The 15,298-nt window shown below is 49.8% G+C and carries 18 protein-coding genes; 6 read left to right on the plus strand and 12 right to left on the minus strand.

Annotated features, from left to right (window positions below):
* Positions 1 to 18: 18 nt before the first annotated feature.
* The 4 genes from treR to KNO91_RS15455 form a co-directional block, all read right to left on the minus strand.
* Positions 19 to 726 (minus strand): trehalose operon repressor, encoded by a 708-nt coding sequence (gene treR, locus KNO91_RS07725; RefSeq protein ID WP_214786828.1) that lies wholly within the window; start codon positions 724 to 726, stop codon positions 19 to 21.
* 51 nt (positions 727 to 777) lie between these two features.
* Positions 778 to 1,626 (minus strand): DegV family protein, encoded by an 849-nt coding sequence (locus KNO91_RS07730; RefSeq protein WP_214817319.1) that lies wholly within the window; start codon positions 1,624 to 1,626, stop codon positions 778 to 780.
* A 95-nt stretch (positions 1,627 to 1,721) separates the two neighbouring features.
* Positions 1,722 to 2,414, minus strand: a complete 693-nt coding sequence (locus KNO91_RS07735) for a response regulator transcription factor (RefSeq protein ID WP_271305325.1) — start codon at positions 2,412 to 2,414, stop codon at positions 1,722 to 1,724.
* A gap of 22 nt (positions 2,415 to 2,436) precedes the next feature.
* A complete protein-coding gene (locus KNO91_RS15455; protein ID WP_214793723.1) occupies positions 2,437 to 3,561 on the minus strand; it encodes a sensor histidine kinase in 1,125 nt (374 codons plus the stop codon).
* Positions 3,562 to 3,740: 179 nt separating this feature from the next.
* Between KNO91_RS15455 and KNO91_RS07745 the strand changes: the two genes are divergently transcribed.
* On the plus strand, positions 3,741 to 4,382 hold the full coding sequence (locus tag KNO91_RS07745) for a YigZ family protein (RefSeq protein ID WP_214793720.1): 642 nt from the start codon (positions 3,741 to 3,743) through the stop codon (positions 4,380 to 4,382).
* A gap of 41 nt (positions 4,383 to 4,423) precedes the next feature.
* The gene (locus KNO91_RS07750; protein WP_214793717.1) at positions 4,424 to 5,431 is read left to right on the plus strand and encodes an LCP family protein; all 1,008 of its coding nucleotides are present in this window, start codon (positions 4,424 to 4,426) and stop codon (positions 5,429 to 5,431) included.
* A gap of 40 nt (positions 5,432 to 5,471) precedes the next feature.
* Here the strand turns inward: KNO91_RS07750 and KNO91_RS07755 are convergent, their stop codons facing one another.
* The 5 genes from KNO91_RS07755 to KNO91_RS07775 form a co-directional block, all read right to left on the minus strand.
* A complete protein-coding gene (locus tag KNO91_RS07755; RefSeq protein WP_214793713.1) occupies positions 5,472 to 6,524 on the minus strand; it encodes a glycosyltransferase family 4 protein in 1,053 nt (350 codons plus the stop codon).
* A gap of 123 nt (positions 6,525 to 6,647) precedes the next feature.
* The gene (locus KNO91_RS07760; RefSeq protein WP_214793710.1) at positions 6,648 to 7,055 is read right to left on the minus strand and encodes a Rok-like winged helix domain-containing protein; all 408 of its coding nucleotides are present in this window, start codon (positions 7,053 to 7,055) and stop codon (positions 6,648 to 6,650) included.
* Between the two features lie 218 nt (positions 7,056 to 7,273).
* On the minus strand, positions 7,274 to 7,933 hold the full coding sequence (pgmB, locus tag KNO91_RS07765) for a beta-phosphoglucomutase (RefSeq protein WP_214817321.1): 660 nt from the start codon (positions 7,931 to 7,933) through the stop codon (positions 7,274 to 7,276).
* A gap of 199 nt (positions 7,934 to 8,132) precedes the next feature.
* Positions 8,133 to 8,468, minus strand: a complete 336-nt coding sequence (locus tag KNO91_RS07770) for an Asp23/Gls24 family envelope stress response protein (protein ID WP_074033784.1) — start codon at positions 8,466 to 8,468, stop codon at positions 8,133 to 8,135.
* Positions 8,469 to 8,542: 74 nt separating this feature from the next.
* A complete protein-coding gene (locus tag KNO91_RS07775) occupies positions 8,543 to 9,598 on the minus strand; it encodes an acyltransferase family protein (protein ID WP_214793707.1) in 1,056 nt (351 codons plus the stop codon).
* Between the two features lie 329 nt (positions 9,599 to 9,927).
* Between KNO91_RS07775 and KNO91_RS07780 the strand changes: the two genes are divergently transcribed.
* Positions 9,928 to 10,416: a hypothetical protein gene (locus KNO91_RS07780; RefSeq protein ID WP_214786811.1), complete on the plus strand. Its 489-nt coding sequence runs from the start codon at positions 9,928 to 9,930 to the stop codon at positions 10,414 to 10,416.
* 5 nt (positions 10,417 to 10,421) lie between these two features.
* Here KNO91_RS07780 and KNO91_RS07785 read toward each other — a convergent pair whose 3' ends face one another.
* Together KNO91_RS07785 and KNO91_RS07790 are read right to left on the minus strand one after the other, a co-directional pair.
* Positions 10,422 to 11,021, minus strand: a complete 600-nt coding sequence (locus tag KNO91_RS07785; protein WP_214786809.1) for an alpha/beta hydrolase — start codon at positions 11,019 to 11,021, stop codon at positions 10,422 to 10,424.
* Positions 11,018 to 11,962 (minus strand): ring-cleaving dioxygenase, encoded by a 945-nt coding sequence (locus KNO91_RS07790; protein WP_214793704.1) that lies wholly within the window; start codon positions 11,960 to 11,962, stop codon positions 11,018 to 11,020. Before KNO91_RS07790 ends, KNO91_RS07785 begins: the two co-directional genes overlap by 4 nt.
* 116 nt (positions 11,963 to 12,078) lie before the next feature.
* On the opposite strand from KNO91_RS07790, the gene KNO91_RS07795 reads away from it, so the two are divergent.
* The 3 genes from KNO91_RS07795 (at position 12,079) to KNO91_RS07805 (ending at position 14,642) form a co-directional block, all read left to right on the plus strand.
* Positions 12,079 to 12,969 (plus strand): ABC transporter ATP-binding protein, encoded by an 891-nt coding sequence (locus tag KNO91_RS07795; RefSeq protein WP_214786805.1) that lies wholly within the window; start codon positions 12,079 to 12,081, stop codon positions 12,967 to 12,969.
* A complete protein-coding gene (locus tag KNO91_RS07800) occupies positions 12,959 to 14,152 on the plus strand; it encodes an ABC transporter permease (protein WP_214793701.1) in 1,194 nt (397 codons plus the stop codon). Before KNO91_RS07795 ends, KNO91_RS07800 begins: the two co-directional genes overlap by 11 nt.
* A gap of 64 nt (positions 14,153 to 14,216) precedes the next feature.
* Positions 14,217 to 14,642, plus strand: coding sequence for a hypothetical protein (locus tag KNO91_RS07805; RefSeq protein WP_214693732.1), 426 nt, complete (start codon positions 14,217 to 14,219; stop codon positions 14,640 to 14,642).
* Between the two features lie 54 nt (positions 14,643 to 14,696).
* Here the strand turns inward: KNO91_RS07805 and KNO91_RS07810 are convergent, their stop codons facing one another.
* Positions 14,697 to 15,296 (minus strand): helix-turn-helix domain-containing protein, encoded by a 600-nt coding sequence (locus KNO91_RS07810; protein WP_214786800.1) that lies wholly within the window; start codon positions 15,294 to 15,296, stop codon positions 14,697 to 14,699.
* Between the last annotated feature and the right edge of the window lie 2 nt (positions 15,297 to 15,298).

Below are 15,298 nucleotides of genomic sequence, written 5' to 3' on the forward strand. Positions count from 1 at the left end.
TTCCTGTACGAAAGAGGTCTAGCGCCGAGCAACGTCACTGAACTGAAACTTGTCCAAGCGGTGCCGTGACTCCGTATATTCAAATTGCTGCCCTTCATATAAAAACGTATCGTTCGTGATGACGATGACATATTCATAGTCGTGCAAATCGAGACGCATCCGGTCGAGCTCTGTCACATCTTCCGCCGCGATTTTCCGTTTGGCGTAGCTGATTTGCAGACCGAGTTCACCTTCGATATATCCATAGATGGAACGAGCGGCAATCTCTTCTGTCAATCCAGGGACGAGGTCTTTGACGAAATAGTTGATGTCTAAGATGACGTTTTCCCCGTCAAAGTTCCGGACCCGCTCGATGCGAAACACATGCGTCCCCGCCTTCAAGTTCATCCGTTCGACGAGCCAAGGTGGGGCCTCCATCTCTTCGAACGCCGCAACGTGTGTCTGAATAGAACGACCGAGCATGCTGGCGTACACTTCCGAGAAACTGACGATGCCGTTGAATTGAAACTCGATCTGGTCACGTTTCAACACGAAGACGCCTTTCCCGTGATGCTTCCGGACATATCCGTTCTCTTGCAACAGATCGAGCGCCTTGCGGACCGTTCCCCGACTTGCCTCGAACTGATGCATCAATTCCGTCTCAGACGGAAGTTTCGAATCTGCAGGTCTCGTGCCGTTGCGCATCTCTTCTGCCAAGCGCTCAAATATTTGGCGATATTTCGCCATCGCATTCCCTCCTCCATTGAAAAAGACGACCGGAAACGGTCGTCTTTTGGTTTACCATTCGCGACGATACCAAGTGATGCCGATTGCACCAGGTCCGAGATGCGTTCCGATGACCGGACCGAAATGGCTTCCCGAGATGTGTGCTTTCGGGAATTTCTCTTTCATCGAAGCGATTTCTTCCGCCTGACGCTCCGGGCAGTTAGCGTGAATGATTCCGATACAGTATCCCTCACCGTCTCCGGCAATCGACTCGTCCATCATTTCTTCGATTCGACGCACAGCCTTCTTATACGTACGAATCTTTTCAAATGGGACAATCAATTTATCTTGGAAGTGTAGGACCGGCTTGATTTGTAAGAACGAGCCGACGAGCGCTTGCGCGGCGCTCAATCGTCCACCACGTTGTAGATGGTCGAGGTCATCGACGACGAAGTAGGCGCGAATCGAATCACGGACCGTCTCGAGTCGGGCGATAATCTCTTCCGGTGTCGCTCCTTTGTCACGGAGGTTTAACGCCTCTTCCACAAGAAATGCTTGCGGCATACAAGAAATCTCTGAGTCAAACGCATGAACGGTCACATCGACCATATCATTTATCGCGACCATCGATTGGTACGTTCCGCTGATGCCACTTGATAGCGTGATGGCGATCACATCCGTCACATCGTCTGGCAAGTTTTCAATCAACTCGACCGTCTCACCGATTACCGGCTGCGACGTCGTCGGTAGTTTGCCTGCCTCGATTCGCTCATAAAACGCCTCTGTCGACATATCGATCGACTCGCGGTACGACGCGCCATCGAAGATGACACTGAGTGGAGCGACATGGACGTCATGTCGTGCCAAAAAATCATCCGACAGATAGGCGGTACTGTCGGTTAAAATCGCAATGTTTCCCATACTATATCCTCACTTTACGTCGTTTCATTTTTCCAATTATGTTAGGATTCCATTCCATATTGTAACACAAAAACGAGGTAAAGCATCGGTGACGCTCAAATCTCGACCCAACCTCGGCGAATCGCATCAACGACCGCTTGCGTCCGGTCATTCACATCCATTTTACGGAGGACAGAGGACACATGGTTTTTAACCGTTTTCTCACTGATGAACAACATGTCACTGATATCTCGGTTCGACCGACCGTCCGCGAGAAGGTGCAACACCTCTACCTCGCGACGTGACAACAATTGGTACACTGGATCATCTGTGCGACTCTCGACGCCACGACCCGCTTGCTCCCCTTTGAATTGTAAGAGACGACGGTACTCTTTTAAGACGTTCGTCGTTACTTTCGGATGAAGGTAAGCCCCGTCCCGAGCGACGGCGCGGACCGCCGAAATCAATTCGGTCGACGCCACTTCTTTTAATAGAAAACCAGACGCACCCGCTTCGAGCGCATGCGTGATATACGATTCGTCATCATGGATCGAGAGGATGAGGACGCGTGTCTCCGGTGAAAGGAGAGACAGTTGTTTCGTCGCCTCGATGCCGTTCATGTCCGGCATGTTGATGTCTAAGATCATGATTTCCGGTTTTTGTTCGCCAGCGATGCGAATCGCCTCGCGACCCGTACGCCCTTCTGCGACGACCGTAAATTCATCTTCTAAATCAAAAATCCGCTTCAATCCTTCGCGGAACAGTTCGTGATCATCCACGATTGCAATGCGTGTCTGTGTCATTTCCATGTATGTCTTCCCCCTTGTTCTCTCACGGAATCGGAATCGACATCCGGACGACCGTCCCCTTGCCGACTTCCGAGTCAATGGTGATACTTCCGCTCACCAACTCAATTCGTTCACGCATCCCGACAATCCCAAATGATTCTTCGCCAATCGTACTCGGCTCGAAACCGATGCCATAGTCGCGGATGTGAAGGTGAATCACATCGCTCGCCTGTTCGACATTGACGATAATCTCTGGCGTCTTGGCATGCTTGATCGCATTTTGTACCGCTTCTTGTACGAGACGGAACACGTTGATTTCTAACTTCTCTGGCAGACGGGCGCGTGATCCCCGATAGTTGAGGCGTGTCTTGATGGCCGTATACTCCTCCGTTTGGTGGAGATAGCGCTCAAGCGTCGGTAAAAAGCCTAAATCGTCAAGTGACATCGGGCGTAAGTCGTAAATCAAGCGACGTACGTCGACGAGTGCTCCACGAATCAACTTTTTCAATTCATGTAATTCGGCAAACGCCTCGTCTTTCCCTCGTTTATCGAACGTCTTTTCAATCAGATCGGCACGTATCAAAATATGGGCAAGCGATTGCGCCGGTCCGTCGTGCATCTCGCGGGCCAGATGGCGCCGTTCGCGCTCGGCCGCTTCGAATACACCGATGGCCATCTCCTGCTTTTTCATCATGTCCGAATATTCTTGTTGCAAATCGTCTCGTAAGAAGTTCAAGACGACGCTGACACGACCGATCAATTTTTCGGCCCGTTCAATCGTGTCCTCTAAAATAAGAAGACGCCGTTCTAAATCATTTCGCCGTTGCTGTGCCGCCATCTCTTCTTTTTGAACGAGAAAACGTTCCAGTTGCATCTGATTCGCCCGTTCGTAGGCTTCACGAATTTCTTGCTCACTATGTATATGAAACTTTTTACTGACTTGAACGAGCTTGGCTTTTGCGGCTTTCACGAGTCGGTCGAGTCGATCGGACTCCTCGATGTAGAACTCGATTTTATCCGTCAATTCTTTTAACTCGTTTTGAATTGCTGAATATTCAGTTGCTGAACTTTCGGTTATACGGACAATCTCCTCTTTACTTTCCGTCACCGTTTCAATCATATTTGTTATGATATGTTCTAAAGCTGTCCGATCGGTAATATGATTCACGATGCCATCCCCTAATAGTTCGGTAGTTAATCCTCATCTATCCTTATATATCGTCCACTCTAAAACAGGTTTACAGTGAACATGAGAGATTTTCTATAATTGCATTCGCTAAGTGAAGCGTATGTGCCTACTTGAATTCTAAAAAAAATATTCAAAAATAGAAAGGAGAATTTTCAGAAATGTCTATTGAGTCAAATTATACTATAAAACAAAGTGGAACATACGAAGTCGTTATACAAAAATCAAAATTTATCGCTCACTTCAAACGTGTCGAAACCGAGGAAGAGGCGCAGACGTTCATCCAAGGCATCAAAAAAGAGCATTGGAACGCAAACCACAACTGTTCCGCCTACATCATCGGGGAACGAAATGAACATCAAAAAGCGAACGATGACGGGGAACCGAGCGGCACCGCGGGCATGCCGATGCTCGAGGTGTTACGGAAGCGTCATCTCAAAGACACGGTCGTCGTCGTGACACGTTACTTTGGGGGAATCAAGTTAGGTGGCGGCGGGCTCATCCGAGCATATGGTGGGACCGTCAGCGAGGGACTCGACGCGATCGGGATTGTCGAACGTTTGCAAATGCAACAGTTGACGCTTACCGTCGACTACACCTGGATCGGCAAAGTCGAGAACGAATTGAGACAGTCCACCTACTTGCTCGACGACATCTCTTACGCCGACCTCGTCACGTTCCACGTGTCGGTACCCGTCGAAGAAACGGATACGGCACTCGCTTGGTTGACAGACATGACGAACGGTCAAGGTACACTACAAACTCACGATATCCGCATCATCGAACGTGATTTCAAACGCTGAAACGCCTATACTAAAAGAAACAACTGAAATGAGGAATCCATATGGAAACACCCCCACGCAAGAAAAAGTCACCTTGGAAAATCGTCCTCATCGTGCTGGGTGTCGTCTTGCTGATCGGCGGTTCCGCTTTCGGGTATTTTGTCTTCAAAGCGAACGATACCGCCGAAAATGCAAACAAAGAGTTGGAGCGTGGCGACAAGTCAGAACGTCGTGACGAAACCATCGACTTGACGAAAGATCACTTCTCCGTCCTATTAGCAGGTGTCGATGGCGGCGCCTCACTCGAAGAAGGTCGAAGTGACTCGTTGATGGTGGCGACGTTCAACAAGGAATCGCGTCAAGTGACACTCGTCAGCATTCCGCGCGACTCGTATGTCGACATTATCCTCGATGAAGGCGACCCGTTCAAAGACAAGATTAACCATGCTTATTCGTACGGAGGCATCGATGCAACGATCGCGACCGTCGAGAATTTGCTCGATATTCCAATCGACTACTATGCGACCATTAACTTTGACGGAATCGAAGACCTCGTCGATGCGGTCGGAGGTGTCGAAATCGACGTCCTCATCCCAATCTCCGGAAAAGCGACCGGGAACGTCGAGTTAGAGCCTGGCGTGCAAGTGTTGAACGGGAAAGAAGCGCTCGCGTACGCCCGTATGCGAAAAGAAGACCCAGCTGGTGACATCGGTCGGGCCGGTCGACAGCAACAAGTGATCGAGGCCATCATCAACGAGGCGACCACGATCAACTCGTTCACCAAGTTGAACCGGATCATGAATGCGGTCGGCGAGAATATTCGAACGAACATGTCCTTGTCAGAAGCCTCACAGCTTCAACCGTATGCGAAATCCCTCAAGTCATTCAATCGTGAAACACTTGAAGGAACCGATTTGACGTTGAACGGTGTCTATTATTACGAACTTGACCCCGCTGACCTCCGCGACGCGCAAGCCCTTCTCCAAACAGAGCTTGGAATGCCCGTCACGGCAGACGAACCGTCAACGGATGAGACAGATGACTCGATGACCGAGACGACGATTTACTAACGAAAACGGCCGATATCGCTTGGCGATATCGGCCGTTTGTTTATGTCCTCGGACGACCCAAAAGTCGTCGGGACGTACGGATGATTGGTTTATAGTTCGGATGAATGAGTTCGGTCGATTCGACAATCAATTCAATGACGATCAGGACCACGACGAACGTGATGACCGCCCCGATCATCGTCGTCTTCGCAAACAAGATCGAAGAGATCCCAAAGAAAAGGGTCATCCCATACATGAGCAAGACAGCTTGGCGTGTCGTGAACCCCATGTCGATCAACTGATGGTGCATGTGCGATTTATCGGGCGACATCGGAGGTCGCCCTTGGACGAGCCGACGTACGATCGCGAAAATCGTATCCGAGATCGGCAAGCCGAGCAACAAGACCGGAACGACGAGTGAAAACAATGTCACGTTCTTAAAACCGATCAGCGAGAAGACGGCAAGCATATATCCGAGAAATAACGCTCCCGTGTCCCCCATAAAAATCTTCGCTGGGTAGAAGTTATGGACGAGAAAGCCGAGTGTACTCGCGAGCAACAACAGGGCCATCATCGTCAAATAGACGTTCCCTTGAATGATCGCTAGGACAGCAATCGTTCCGAGGGCGATACTCGACACACCTGCTGCGAGCCCGTCGAGCCCATCGATCAAGTTGATCGCATTCGTGATCCCAATCAGCCAGAGAACCGTGACCGGGATACTCCATGACCCGAGATACAGTTGCTGGTCGAACGGGAGGTTGACGAGCTCGATGCGCATCCCAGAGTTCAAAACGACGACCGTCGCAATCATCTGCCCCATCAACTTCACGCGGGCCGACAACTGGAAGCGGTCATCGATCAGTCCGGTAATGAGAATGACGACGGCCCCGATCAAGATGGCGTCATTATAACGACTCGTCGGAAGCAGCAACGCATAGCCGATGAAAAAGGCAATGAAGATCGCCAGACCACCGATTCGTGGCATCGTCCGTAAATGTACTTTTCGTGCGTTCGGATGATCGACCGCACCAATGAAGAATGCGAATCGACGAACGAGCGGTGTAATCAAGATGGCCATCACAAAACTGACCAACATGGCAATCCATAGCATGGGCCGACAGTTCCTCTCTCAAAAAAATAGACTCTGGCGAATTATATCATATTTTGAATCGATGAGTTGATATCAGTCCGTTTACAACAAAAAGCCGATGGGGCGTTCCCCATCGGCTCAAGATTATGAAAATGTTACGGCTACTTCTTCTGCTGGTTCATATGTATAGAGGCCGCGGCCAATCTTTTTGATTTCCGGGTTCACCCCTTCAATCTTCACCATCAATTGGTAAATGTTGCTGATGTGATGACGGTAACGAAGTTCGAGCTCCATCTGTATATCACGTACGCTCATCGTCTGACGCTCTTTCAATAGATCCGTCACTTGATGAACATATACTTCGAGCGGATAGCGCTGATTTACACGACGTGGACGTAGGCGTTTTGATGCATCAGTCATTGAGTCTTTTTCCTCTTTGTCTCGACTCAGTTCCGCGATCAAATATTCCGCACGTCGTTGTAATTGACGGTACGATTCCTCGATTTCCATCAATTCTCTGTAAATGTGCTCATTCACATTCGTAGATTCCATACACAAATCCCCTTCTACATCCAATTAATTTTAGGAATTCCCTATTTTAAATCAGTAATTCCTAATTATCCCTTGATATCTTCTATAAAAGTGTAACGGATTTGTAATGTGCTTGTCATCTCTTTTTGGGCAATATTGTCTATTTGGGACTTTTGGACTATAAAAAGACGGCGACTGTTCGGGGCAGTCGCCGTCTCACGGAAGATGATTGTAGTCCATTACACGCGAGCGAGGATGCGATCGAGTGAAAGTTCGTCAGTAGAAGCGACGATGAGGTCTGCATGACCGAGCATCGATTCTTCTCCGACGGCGACAGCAAACATGTTTGCCGCTTTGATTGCAGTTACGCCTGCAGCCGCGTCTTCAACGCCGATGGCGAGTTCGGGTTTCACGCCAAGGGCAGAAGCGGCTTTCAAAAACACTTCGGGGTGCGGTTTTGACTGGGCGACAGTTGCTGCATCGACAATATGGTCGAAGTAATGACGGACGCCTAGTGCGTCAACGACCGCAAACGCGTTCTTTGAAGCAGAAGCCATTCCGATTTTGAGTCCCGCCTCTTTGATTTCATCAAGGAATGAAACGATACCAGGAAGCAAATCGTCAGATGAGATATGTTGAATAAGTTCAACGTAATGCTCGTTTTTCTTTTGGGCGAGTTCTTCTTTCTCTTCCGGCGTGAAATCGTTCTGTTTTCCGCCGAGCGTAAGGATGCGCTCGAGCGACTCAGTCCGACTCACCCCTTTGAGGGTTTCGTTGAATTCGCGGTCAAATGGAATTCCGAGCTCTTCACCGAGCTGCTTCCAAGCGAGGTAATGGTACTCTGCCGTGTCAGTGATGACACCGTCCAAATCGAAAATCACTGCTTCAATCGTTGACATACATGCTTTCCGCCTTTCCTTCAAATGCTTGTGTCGTCAGACTACATTTAGGGAACTTGACAAGTACCCGTCGCACGTTTGGTCAATGATGCAAACGGTTGCACTTGTTCGATTTCTATTATAAATGAAAACGTTATCTTGATGCAACCGTTTTCGCAAAAATCAAAAAAAGAGAAGAGCTTCCGCTCTCCCCTCCCCATTACAGTTGAATGCCAACGACTTTTACGTTCACCGAACGCGGTGTCATCGCGAGCATCGTATCCATATCTTGCGTGATTCGCTCTTGAACAGCCGTCACCGTCTTGATGATCGACTGACCATATGCGATGTAAAGCGACAAGTTGATCGTGATGCCTTCTTCTGACTCATCCACTTTCACATGTTTCATGAGCGCACGTTCTGACAATTTCGTGTCTTCTTGTGTGAACGATACGTGTTTCGTTTCTTTCACCGCGACTGCGGCGATCATTTCCACGACGTGACGAGAGACGTTCACGTCGCCTTCTGTGCTGTGCATTCCATTTTCGTATGGCATAGGGTCACTTCCTTAACTCTAGTTTCGTTTCCTCTTTATAAAGTGTAGCGGAAATGAAGCGTTTAGAAAAGACTTTACCCTTTCACACCTTTCGTATTTTGTACGCGCCTCACATCAATCTCGACGAGCGGACGCAACAGACGGACCATCGGTGGACTGATAATCACGAGCACCATCACGAATGCGACGCCGAACAAGACGAGCAGTTGCATCCAAGACGTCGGCATAAATCCAGCTGGCACGAACGCCTTCCAAGCGACGACGAAGAACACGTGAACGAGATACACGTACAAGCTATATCGCCCTGCCCGAGAGAAAATAGGCAGCTTTCGTCCCGGAATGATGAGTGCGAAGCTGATTGACATGAGGAGAGACACCGTATAGACAATCAAGAAGGCAAACGGTCCGCTCCACATCGCTTCCGGCACCGCCGTATCATAGGCGAAACGGAACTTGAACAAGTTCCCGATATGATAGAACGTGTCATCTTGTTGGACGCGCATGGAAATCAATAAGCCGATTGTCAGCGTGACAAAGACAATCGCTCCACCGATTCGATAACGGTTTCGTTGTTCTGCCCGTTTCGGAAGTTCGAAGAAATTGAGCGTATTCCGTTCGGACATCCAGTTCCCAATCAGGAAGAACGGATAGAACATGATGACTTTTCGTAACGCGAAGTACCCGGTCGCCTCGGCCTGGAACCCGAATAAGAGCGCGAATAAAAGGGCATACAATACGTAACCTTTCAATTGTGTCACGTATGGGGTGATGATGTACCAGAAAATGATCGCCATCAAATACCAAAGTGCCCAGTATGGCTTCAACAGATTCAGTCCCGGATTCTCAAGTGAGAAGATCGGGATTCCTTCTGTGAAGGCGAACCATGAACCGAGAATGACTTGCCAGATGACGTAGACGACGAACAACTGGATCACACGTAAATATCGGTTCTCTCGATAAAAATAACCGCTGAGCATAATGAATAACGGCATGTGGAAAGTGTACAGGAACAAATACACCCACTTCGGAAGAATATCGTCGTATGCGCCACGTACGTCCGTCAACAGGTGACCGAACACGACGAGCAAGACGAGCACTCCCTTAATATTGTCGTACCAATAATTTCTCATAACATTCCCTCTAGTTCTTTATGATGATTACGATGAAGCTGACCTTCATGTTTTCACGCGCTCTTTGCATACGGAATTCATGAAAGGTCATATGGAAAAATCCCTCACCTATCATAATCGATTCCCTCGCCAAGTGAAATTACGTTTCAACAAAATTTTCATGTCTTCATTGTCATCATTCCCATAATTCGCTGATTGCAAGCCGAAACGTCAAAAAATCCTCACGATTCAGCACGTTGTGAGCGTATTCAAATAGACGGGATTGGGTACAGTATAGTATAGTAGTGTTACTAAATATTCAGAATATTCTAATAAAGGAGGTGGAGAGAATGGCTTCGATCATCCGGAATCGACATCATATGGTTCATGACCCAAAACGTTCATTCTCTAACTTCGGATTTTGGTGGTTCATCAGCAGCTTTTCCGTCGGGCTACTCATGATCGCCTTTGAATCGGTCCGCAACGGCTTCTCTGCCATTCATCCTCTGTTGTCTAGCATGGCCTTCCTCGGTCTCACGTTCGTGCTCGGTGTCTGTGCCAAACTGGTCCGTGACGTCTGGTGGCTCAACTATTTGCTCGAGCGTACGCAAAATCGCTACTTATATATCGGTGGCGACACACTCCAAACCTGGCAGTATACGCTCGATTCGATTTGGTTGCTCACGCGAACCTCACAAAAAAAGCTCGGCCGATTGTATATCCAAATCGACCGAACTGTGCGTGCTGAGGAAGCAAAACGTTTATTCGCCGCCTATTTGATTGACCGAGGTGTCCTCGTCGTCTATTCTCGTCCGAACAAACCGAAAAAAATGGCTTGAACGAATTAGTCGAGGTGAGCGGCAATCCATGTCCGTGCTGCCTCGACTTCTTCCATGCGCACTTCATGCCCACCCGTATGATAGAAGAGCTCGACGTCCGCTCCGGCATTCCGGAGTGTCGATGTCAGCTCTTCTGTTTCTGCTTTCGGGCAAATCGGGTCGCGCTCTCCTGCCGAGATAAACACGTTCGTCCCTGACAAATCCGGTAAAGTGAGCGAGCGGTCCGGGACCATCGGATGGAACAAGAGTGAAGCGCCGAAGGCCGGTTGGCGGTATAGCGCAGAACCAATCAAGTTTGCCCCGTTCGAATAACCGATCGGAATCATCTTGTCTCGTTTGATCCCATATTCCGCTGCAGCATCATCTAAAAACTGAAGGAAGCGTTCCGTCTGCTTTTTTAAATCTTCAAGATCGAGCACGCCTTCCGCGTGACGACGGAAGAATCGGGTCATCCCGTTCTCGAGCACATCCCCTCGTAGCGTCAGGACATTTGACTCCGGTGACAGCTCTTTCGCGAGCGGGATCAAGTCTTGCTCGCTCCCCCCTGTTCCGTGTAATAAGACGAGCGTCGTTTCTTTCGTTCCTTGAATGAATTGATGAATCATATGCGTTCTCCTTTCGGGATTGTAATGGTTGGTAACGTACGGACAATCTTGTCGCGGTCCGCTTCAAGCCATGGCGGTAAACGTAACGTCTCACCGAGTGTGTCGACCGATTCGTCCACGGTGAATCCCGGTACGTCTGTCGCCAGTTCGTGCAGGATACGTCCGGCATCATGGAAATAAACCGAGCGGAAATAGTTCCGTTCTTTCACTTCGGTCGGTCTCAGTCCGAGATCAAAGATGGCATCTTGCCAGGTAGAATAACGTTCACCGTCCGCAACCCGCCAAGCGATATGATGGACCGTCCCCGTTCCCGGCACACCGTTCGGAAGAATCGTCTTTTTGACATCGATCACGTTCCCGTAGTCAGCCGTCCCTTTCAGACGAATCCATTCCTCATCTTCTTCGATCCGTTCAAATCCGAAAAGTTCCACCAACAAACGTACGGTTTCTTCCGGTGATTTTGATAAAAGCGTAGCGCCGGCAAATCCGACAATCGCCTCATTCTTCGTGACGCCCGGGATGACCCAGTGCGTCTGTTTCGTCGTAGCCCGTGCGACGAGTTCGACGACGAGTCCGTCCGGGTCTTCAAAAAGAAGCGACGGCTCATCGAACCGTTCCGTGGCAACGGTCGCGATTCCATGCTGTTGTAGTCTTTCTTCCCAGAACGGTAAACTTCCTGCCGGCACGAGATATGTCGTCACACCGACCTGGCCACTTCCGACCTGACCCTTCCCTAACCCTGGAATCGGGAAGAACGTGATCACGGTCCCCGGTGTGCCGACCTCGTCCCCGAAATAGAGATGATACGTGCCCGGGTCATCAAAATTGACGGTCTGTTTCACGAAACGGAGACCGAGTACTTGCCCATAAAAATCAAGCGTACGTTGCGGGTCTTGAACCATCGATGAGATGTGATGGATGCCTGTAGACTGCGTATTCATTGTCACCCTCCTTTATTATCTTGATTTCAAGATAAATCATTTGCCAGAAAAAGTGAAACTTTTTGCTCACAGTGGCGTACGATAGGAGTAGAGACATTCTAAGGAGGTATAAGAATATGGCATTACAGATCGAACGAGTCACCAAAGAATTCGGTGACTTCACCGCTGTCGACGACCTCACTTTCCGCGTCCCACAAGGGGAAATGTTTGGACTACTCGGAGCGAACGGCGCCGGAAAGACGACGACATTCCGCATGATTCTCGACATCTTAAAACCGACCGATGGAACGATCACATGGAACGGAAAAGCAGTCGACCATCGAATCGTCGGATACTTACCAGAGGAACGAGGCCTCTACCCGAAGTCACAAGTACGCGAACAACTCGTCTTTTTAGCCAGTTTGAAAGGCATGCGCTCAAGCGATGCCAAACGTGCGGTCAAATCATGGCTCGAACGGCTGGAGATCCCCCAGTATGAGACGATGCGCGTCGAACAACTGTCAAAAGGGAATCAGCAGAAGATTCAACTCGTCGCCGCCCTGCTCCACAACCCTGAACTCGTCATCTTAGATGAGCCATTCAGTGGACTCGACCCGGTCAACGTCGAAATCTTGAAACGTGAAGTGCTCGCCTTGCGCGACGCGGGGACGACCATCGTCTTCTCAAGCCACCGGATGGAGCATGTCGAAGAGCTCTGTCAACATGTCGGGATTTTAAAAGGCGGTCGTGCCGTCGTCAGTGGTGACGTACCGACGATCAAGTCGCGTTACGCCGAACCGGCTCTCTTCATTGAGACGGACCAAATCCAATTACTCGAAGCACTTCCTGTCGTCGAGACGATCGAGCCGTACAAATCCGGTCACTTAGTACGCCTGCATTCGTTCGAAGACAGTGATATCGTTCTATCGACACTCGTCCGCCATCAGGCGAACGTCAAGACGTTCATGCGTCAACCGGTATCGCTCAATGACATCTTTATCAAGGAGGTCGGACAGCATGTTTCATAACTTTGGACCGCTCTATGCATTCACACTCAAATCGAGAATCCGTTCGAAGGCGTTCGTCATCTCAACGGCGTTGACGATTCTTTTCATCTTTGGATTTACGAACATCGACCGCATCATGTCCTCGTTCGAGGATTCCGAACAGGCGAGTGCCCTCGTCGTATCGGAGAATCCAGCGCTTGTTGATACGATGAAGTCGCTCGGCTATGAGGATGTCGCCGTGAGTGACATCACTGAAGAAGAAGCGCGGACCGGAATCAACGACGGCGAGTACGGGGTCGTCGCTTTCGTCGATGGTTACGACGCCCGTGTCATCTCGGAACGTCCGGAACAGGAATTTACGACTCTCTTGCAAACATCGCTTCAACAGCTGCGAAACGCGGAATTGATTGAATCAGCCGATGTCGACCCAGCCGTCATCACCGCTCTCAGCGAACCGATTCAGCTCGATGAGTCGTATCTCGGGCGCGGAGGTGAGAACTCGGATGAACTTCTCTCATCTTCGGCACTCGTCTATGTCATGTTGATGCTCTTGTATATCTCGATCATCACGTACGGGTCGATGATTTCAACGGAAGTGACGACCGAGAAGTCGTCGCGTGTCATGGAGCTCATCATCTCGACGACCCATCCGGTCACGCATATGCTCGCCAAAGTGACCGCAATCGGGACGCTCGCCCTCATCCAAATCGGGATTTTCCTCGGATTCGGTTATGTCAGTGCGAGCGGCAGTGAGTTAGCGACAACCGTCATCGAAAATGCGGGGAACGCACGAGCCGTCATCTATCTACTTGTGTTCTTCCTACTCGGCTACTTATTGTATGCGTCCCTCTTCGCCGTTCTCGGCTCGCTCGTCAGCCGCGTCGAAGAGTCGCAACAGATGGTCATGCCAGTCATCATGCTTCTCGTCGCAGCGTTCTTAGTGGCGATGTTCGGCTTGAACAATCCGGATGCGACGATCGTGACGATTCTATCCTTCGTCCCATTTTTTGCCCCGATGCTCATGTTCCTTCGAGTCATGCTCGTCGATGTGGCCGTGTGGGAAGTCGCGCTCTCGATCGGTTTACTCATCGGGACGATTGGCGTGACGCTTTGGATCGGCTCGAAATTCTATCGTGGTGGCGTCTTATTCTATGGAACGAACGCCATTAAACAATGGCGACAAATATTACAAAACCGCCAATAACGTTTACAGCAAATTCGTTTTCGTTTACTCTAAAGAATGTGCAAAATGAGGAGGAAAACGAACTATGCGATCACGATTACTCGCGGCCTTAATCTTTACGTTTATGACGACGCTCACGACGTTCATCTGTTACACCGTCTTCTTAGACGCGGATGCGTTATGGCAAATCCTGCTTGCGTATGCAGGTAGTACGTTTATCGGAACGCTCGCGTTTTGGTATCCGGTCAGCAGACGTCCACAAACGTCTCGCTTCGGTGGCGCATGGATCGGCATCATGATTACTGCAACGACACTCATTGGCTTCACCGTCATCCGCTTCACATTCCGCGGCGACGCAGCAGCTCTGCTCGACTGGCAAACAGTGCTAGCGAGCCTCGCTTACACGTTCGGGTATGTCGGATGGGTGCTCACAATCTTGAATATCGTGCTCGGCTTCTTACTTGCCGGCACACGTCCGAAAGTACGCTACGAAGCGCGTCCGATGCGCTGATCAATGGAAATGACCAGGAGAAATGATTCTCCTGGTCATTTTTTTATTCTATGATTATTGCAATTTATATGATTTATCCACGACGCCGTACTCTGCATACTGGAAGGAGTTGTCCGCGAACTGATCGGGTACAAGTCGTTCCACGTAACGGGCGAACGGGACGATGTGCCGATTCGTGTCATGGGACCGTCCAAGGTCGAGGACCGCGTCAACGAGTGCCTCAAGCGCATGGTGTGTCGTCGGTTCTTCGTCTTCTTCGAAGATGCGCTGCAACTCCTCTTCATGCATCAAGTCAAAGATGCGCATCCGCTCCTCAAGCTGTCGCTGCATCTCTTCGACGGACTTCCCGTGCATCGCTTCTTCATAGGCGAGCTTCATCTGTTCGAGTTCGGGGACTTTCCCACGCATCAATACTTTGAGTGACTCCCCTGTCCAAATGTGGCGTGCCAAATAATTCGAATCGATGCGCAGAGCTTCTGCGAGCGCCTCTATGTAAGGCATCGTCGGATACACCTCACTCAGTTCGGTACGTCGAATAAAATATGGGGCCACGCCGATTTGATCCGCAAGTGTCTCGATTGACAATCCAGCCCGCTCTCGTAATATCCGAATTCGGTCCCCGTATCCCCGATACGGTGCATTTTTACCATCCATCT

It is taken from the genome of Exiguobacterium sp. s59 (genome assembly GCF_018617475.1).
Taxonomy (GTDB): domain Bacteria; phylum Bacillota; class Bacilli; order Exiguobacteriales; family Exiguobacteriaceae; genus Exiguobacterium; species Exiguobacterium aestuarii.

Excerpts from the sequence above, each read along its gene's own strand:
- treR (WP_214786828.1), bottom strand. The coding sequence starts at position 726 with ATGGCGAAATATCGCCAAATATTTGAGCGCTTGGCAGAAGAGATGCGC.
- KNO91_RS07730 (WP_214817319.1), bottom strand. The coding sequence starts at position 1,626 with ATGGGAAACATTGCGATTTTAACCGACAGTACCGCCTATCTGTCGGAT.
- KNO91_RS07735 (WP_271305325.1), bottom strand. The coding sequence starts at position 2,414 with ATGGAAATGACACAGACACGCATTGCAATCGTGGATGATCACGAACTG.
- KNO91_RS07745 (WP_214793720.1), top strand. The coding sequence starts at position 3,741 with ATGTCTATTGAGTCAAATTATACTATAAAACAAAGTGGAACATACGAA.
- KNO91_RS07750 (WP_214793717.1), top strand. The coding sequence starts at position 4,424 with ATGGAAACACCCCCACGCAAGAAAAAGTCACCTTGGAAAATCGTCCTC.
- KNO91_RS07755 (WP_214793713.1), bottom strand. The coding sequence starts at position 6,524 with ATGCTATGGATTGCCATGTTGGTCAGTTTTGTGATGGCCATCTTGATT.
- KNO91_RS07760 (WP_214793710.1), bottom strand. The coding sequence starts at position 7,055 with ATGGAATCTACGAATGTGAATGAGCACATTTACAGAGAATTGATGGAA.
- pgmB (WP_214817321.1), bottom strand. The coding sequence starts at position 7,933 with ATGTCAACGATTGAAGCAGTGATTTTCGATTTGGACGGTGTCATCACT.
- KNO91_RS07770 (WP_074033784.1), bottom strand. The coding sequence starts at position 8,468 with ATGCCATACGAAAATGGAATGCACAGCACAGAAGGCGACGTGAACGTC.
- KNO91_RS07775 (WP_214793707.1), bottom strand. The coding sequence starts at position 9,598 with ATGAGAAATTATTGGTACGACAATATTAAGGGAGTGCTCGTCTTGCTC.
- KNO91_RS07780 (WP_214786811.1), top strand. The coding sequence starts at position 9,928 with ATGGCTTCGATCATCCGGAATCGACATCATATGGTTCATGACCCAAAA.
- KNO91_RS07785 (WP_214786809.1), bottom strand. The coding sequence starts at position 11,021 with ATGATTCATCAATTCATTCAAGGAACGAAAGAAACGACGCTCGTCTTA.
- KNO91_RS07790 (WP_214793704.1), bottom strand. The coding sequence starts at position 11,962 with ATGAATACGCAGTCTACAGGCATCCATCACATCTCATCGATGGTTCAA.
- KNO91_RS07795 (WP_214786805.1), top strand. The coding sequence starts at position 12,079 with ATGGCATTACAGATCGAACGAGTCACCAAAGAATTCGGTGACTTCACC.
- KNO91_RS07800 (WP_214793701.1), top strand. The coding sequence starts at position 12,959 with ATGTTTCATAACTTTGGACCGCTCTATGCATTCACACTCAAATCGAGA.
- KNO91_RS07805 (WP_214693732.1), top strand. The coding sequence starts at position 14,217 with ATGCGATCACGATTACTCGCGGCCTTAATCTTTACGTTTATGACGACG.
- KNO91_RS07810 (WP_214786800.1), bottom strand. The coding sequence starts at position 15,296 with ATGGATGGTAAAAATGCACCGTATCGGGGATACGGGGACCGAATTCGG.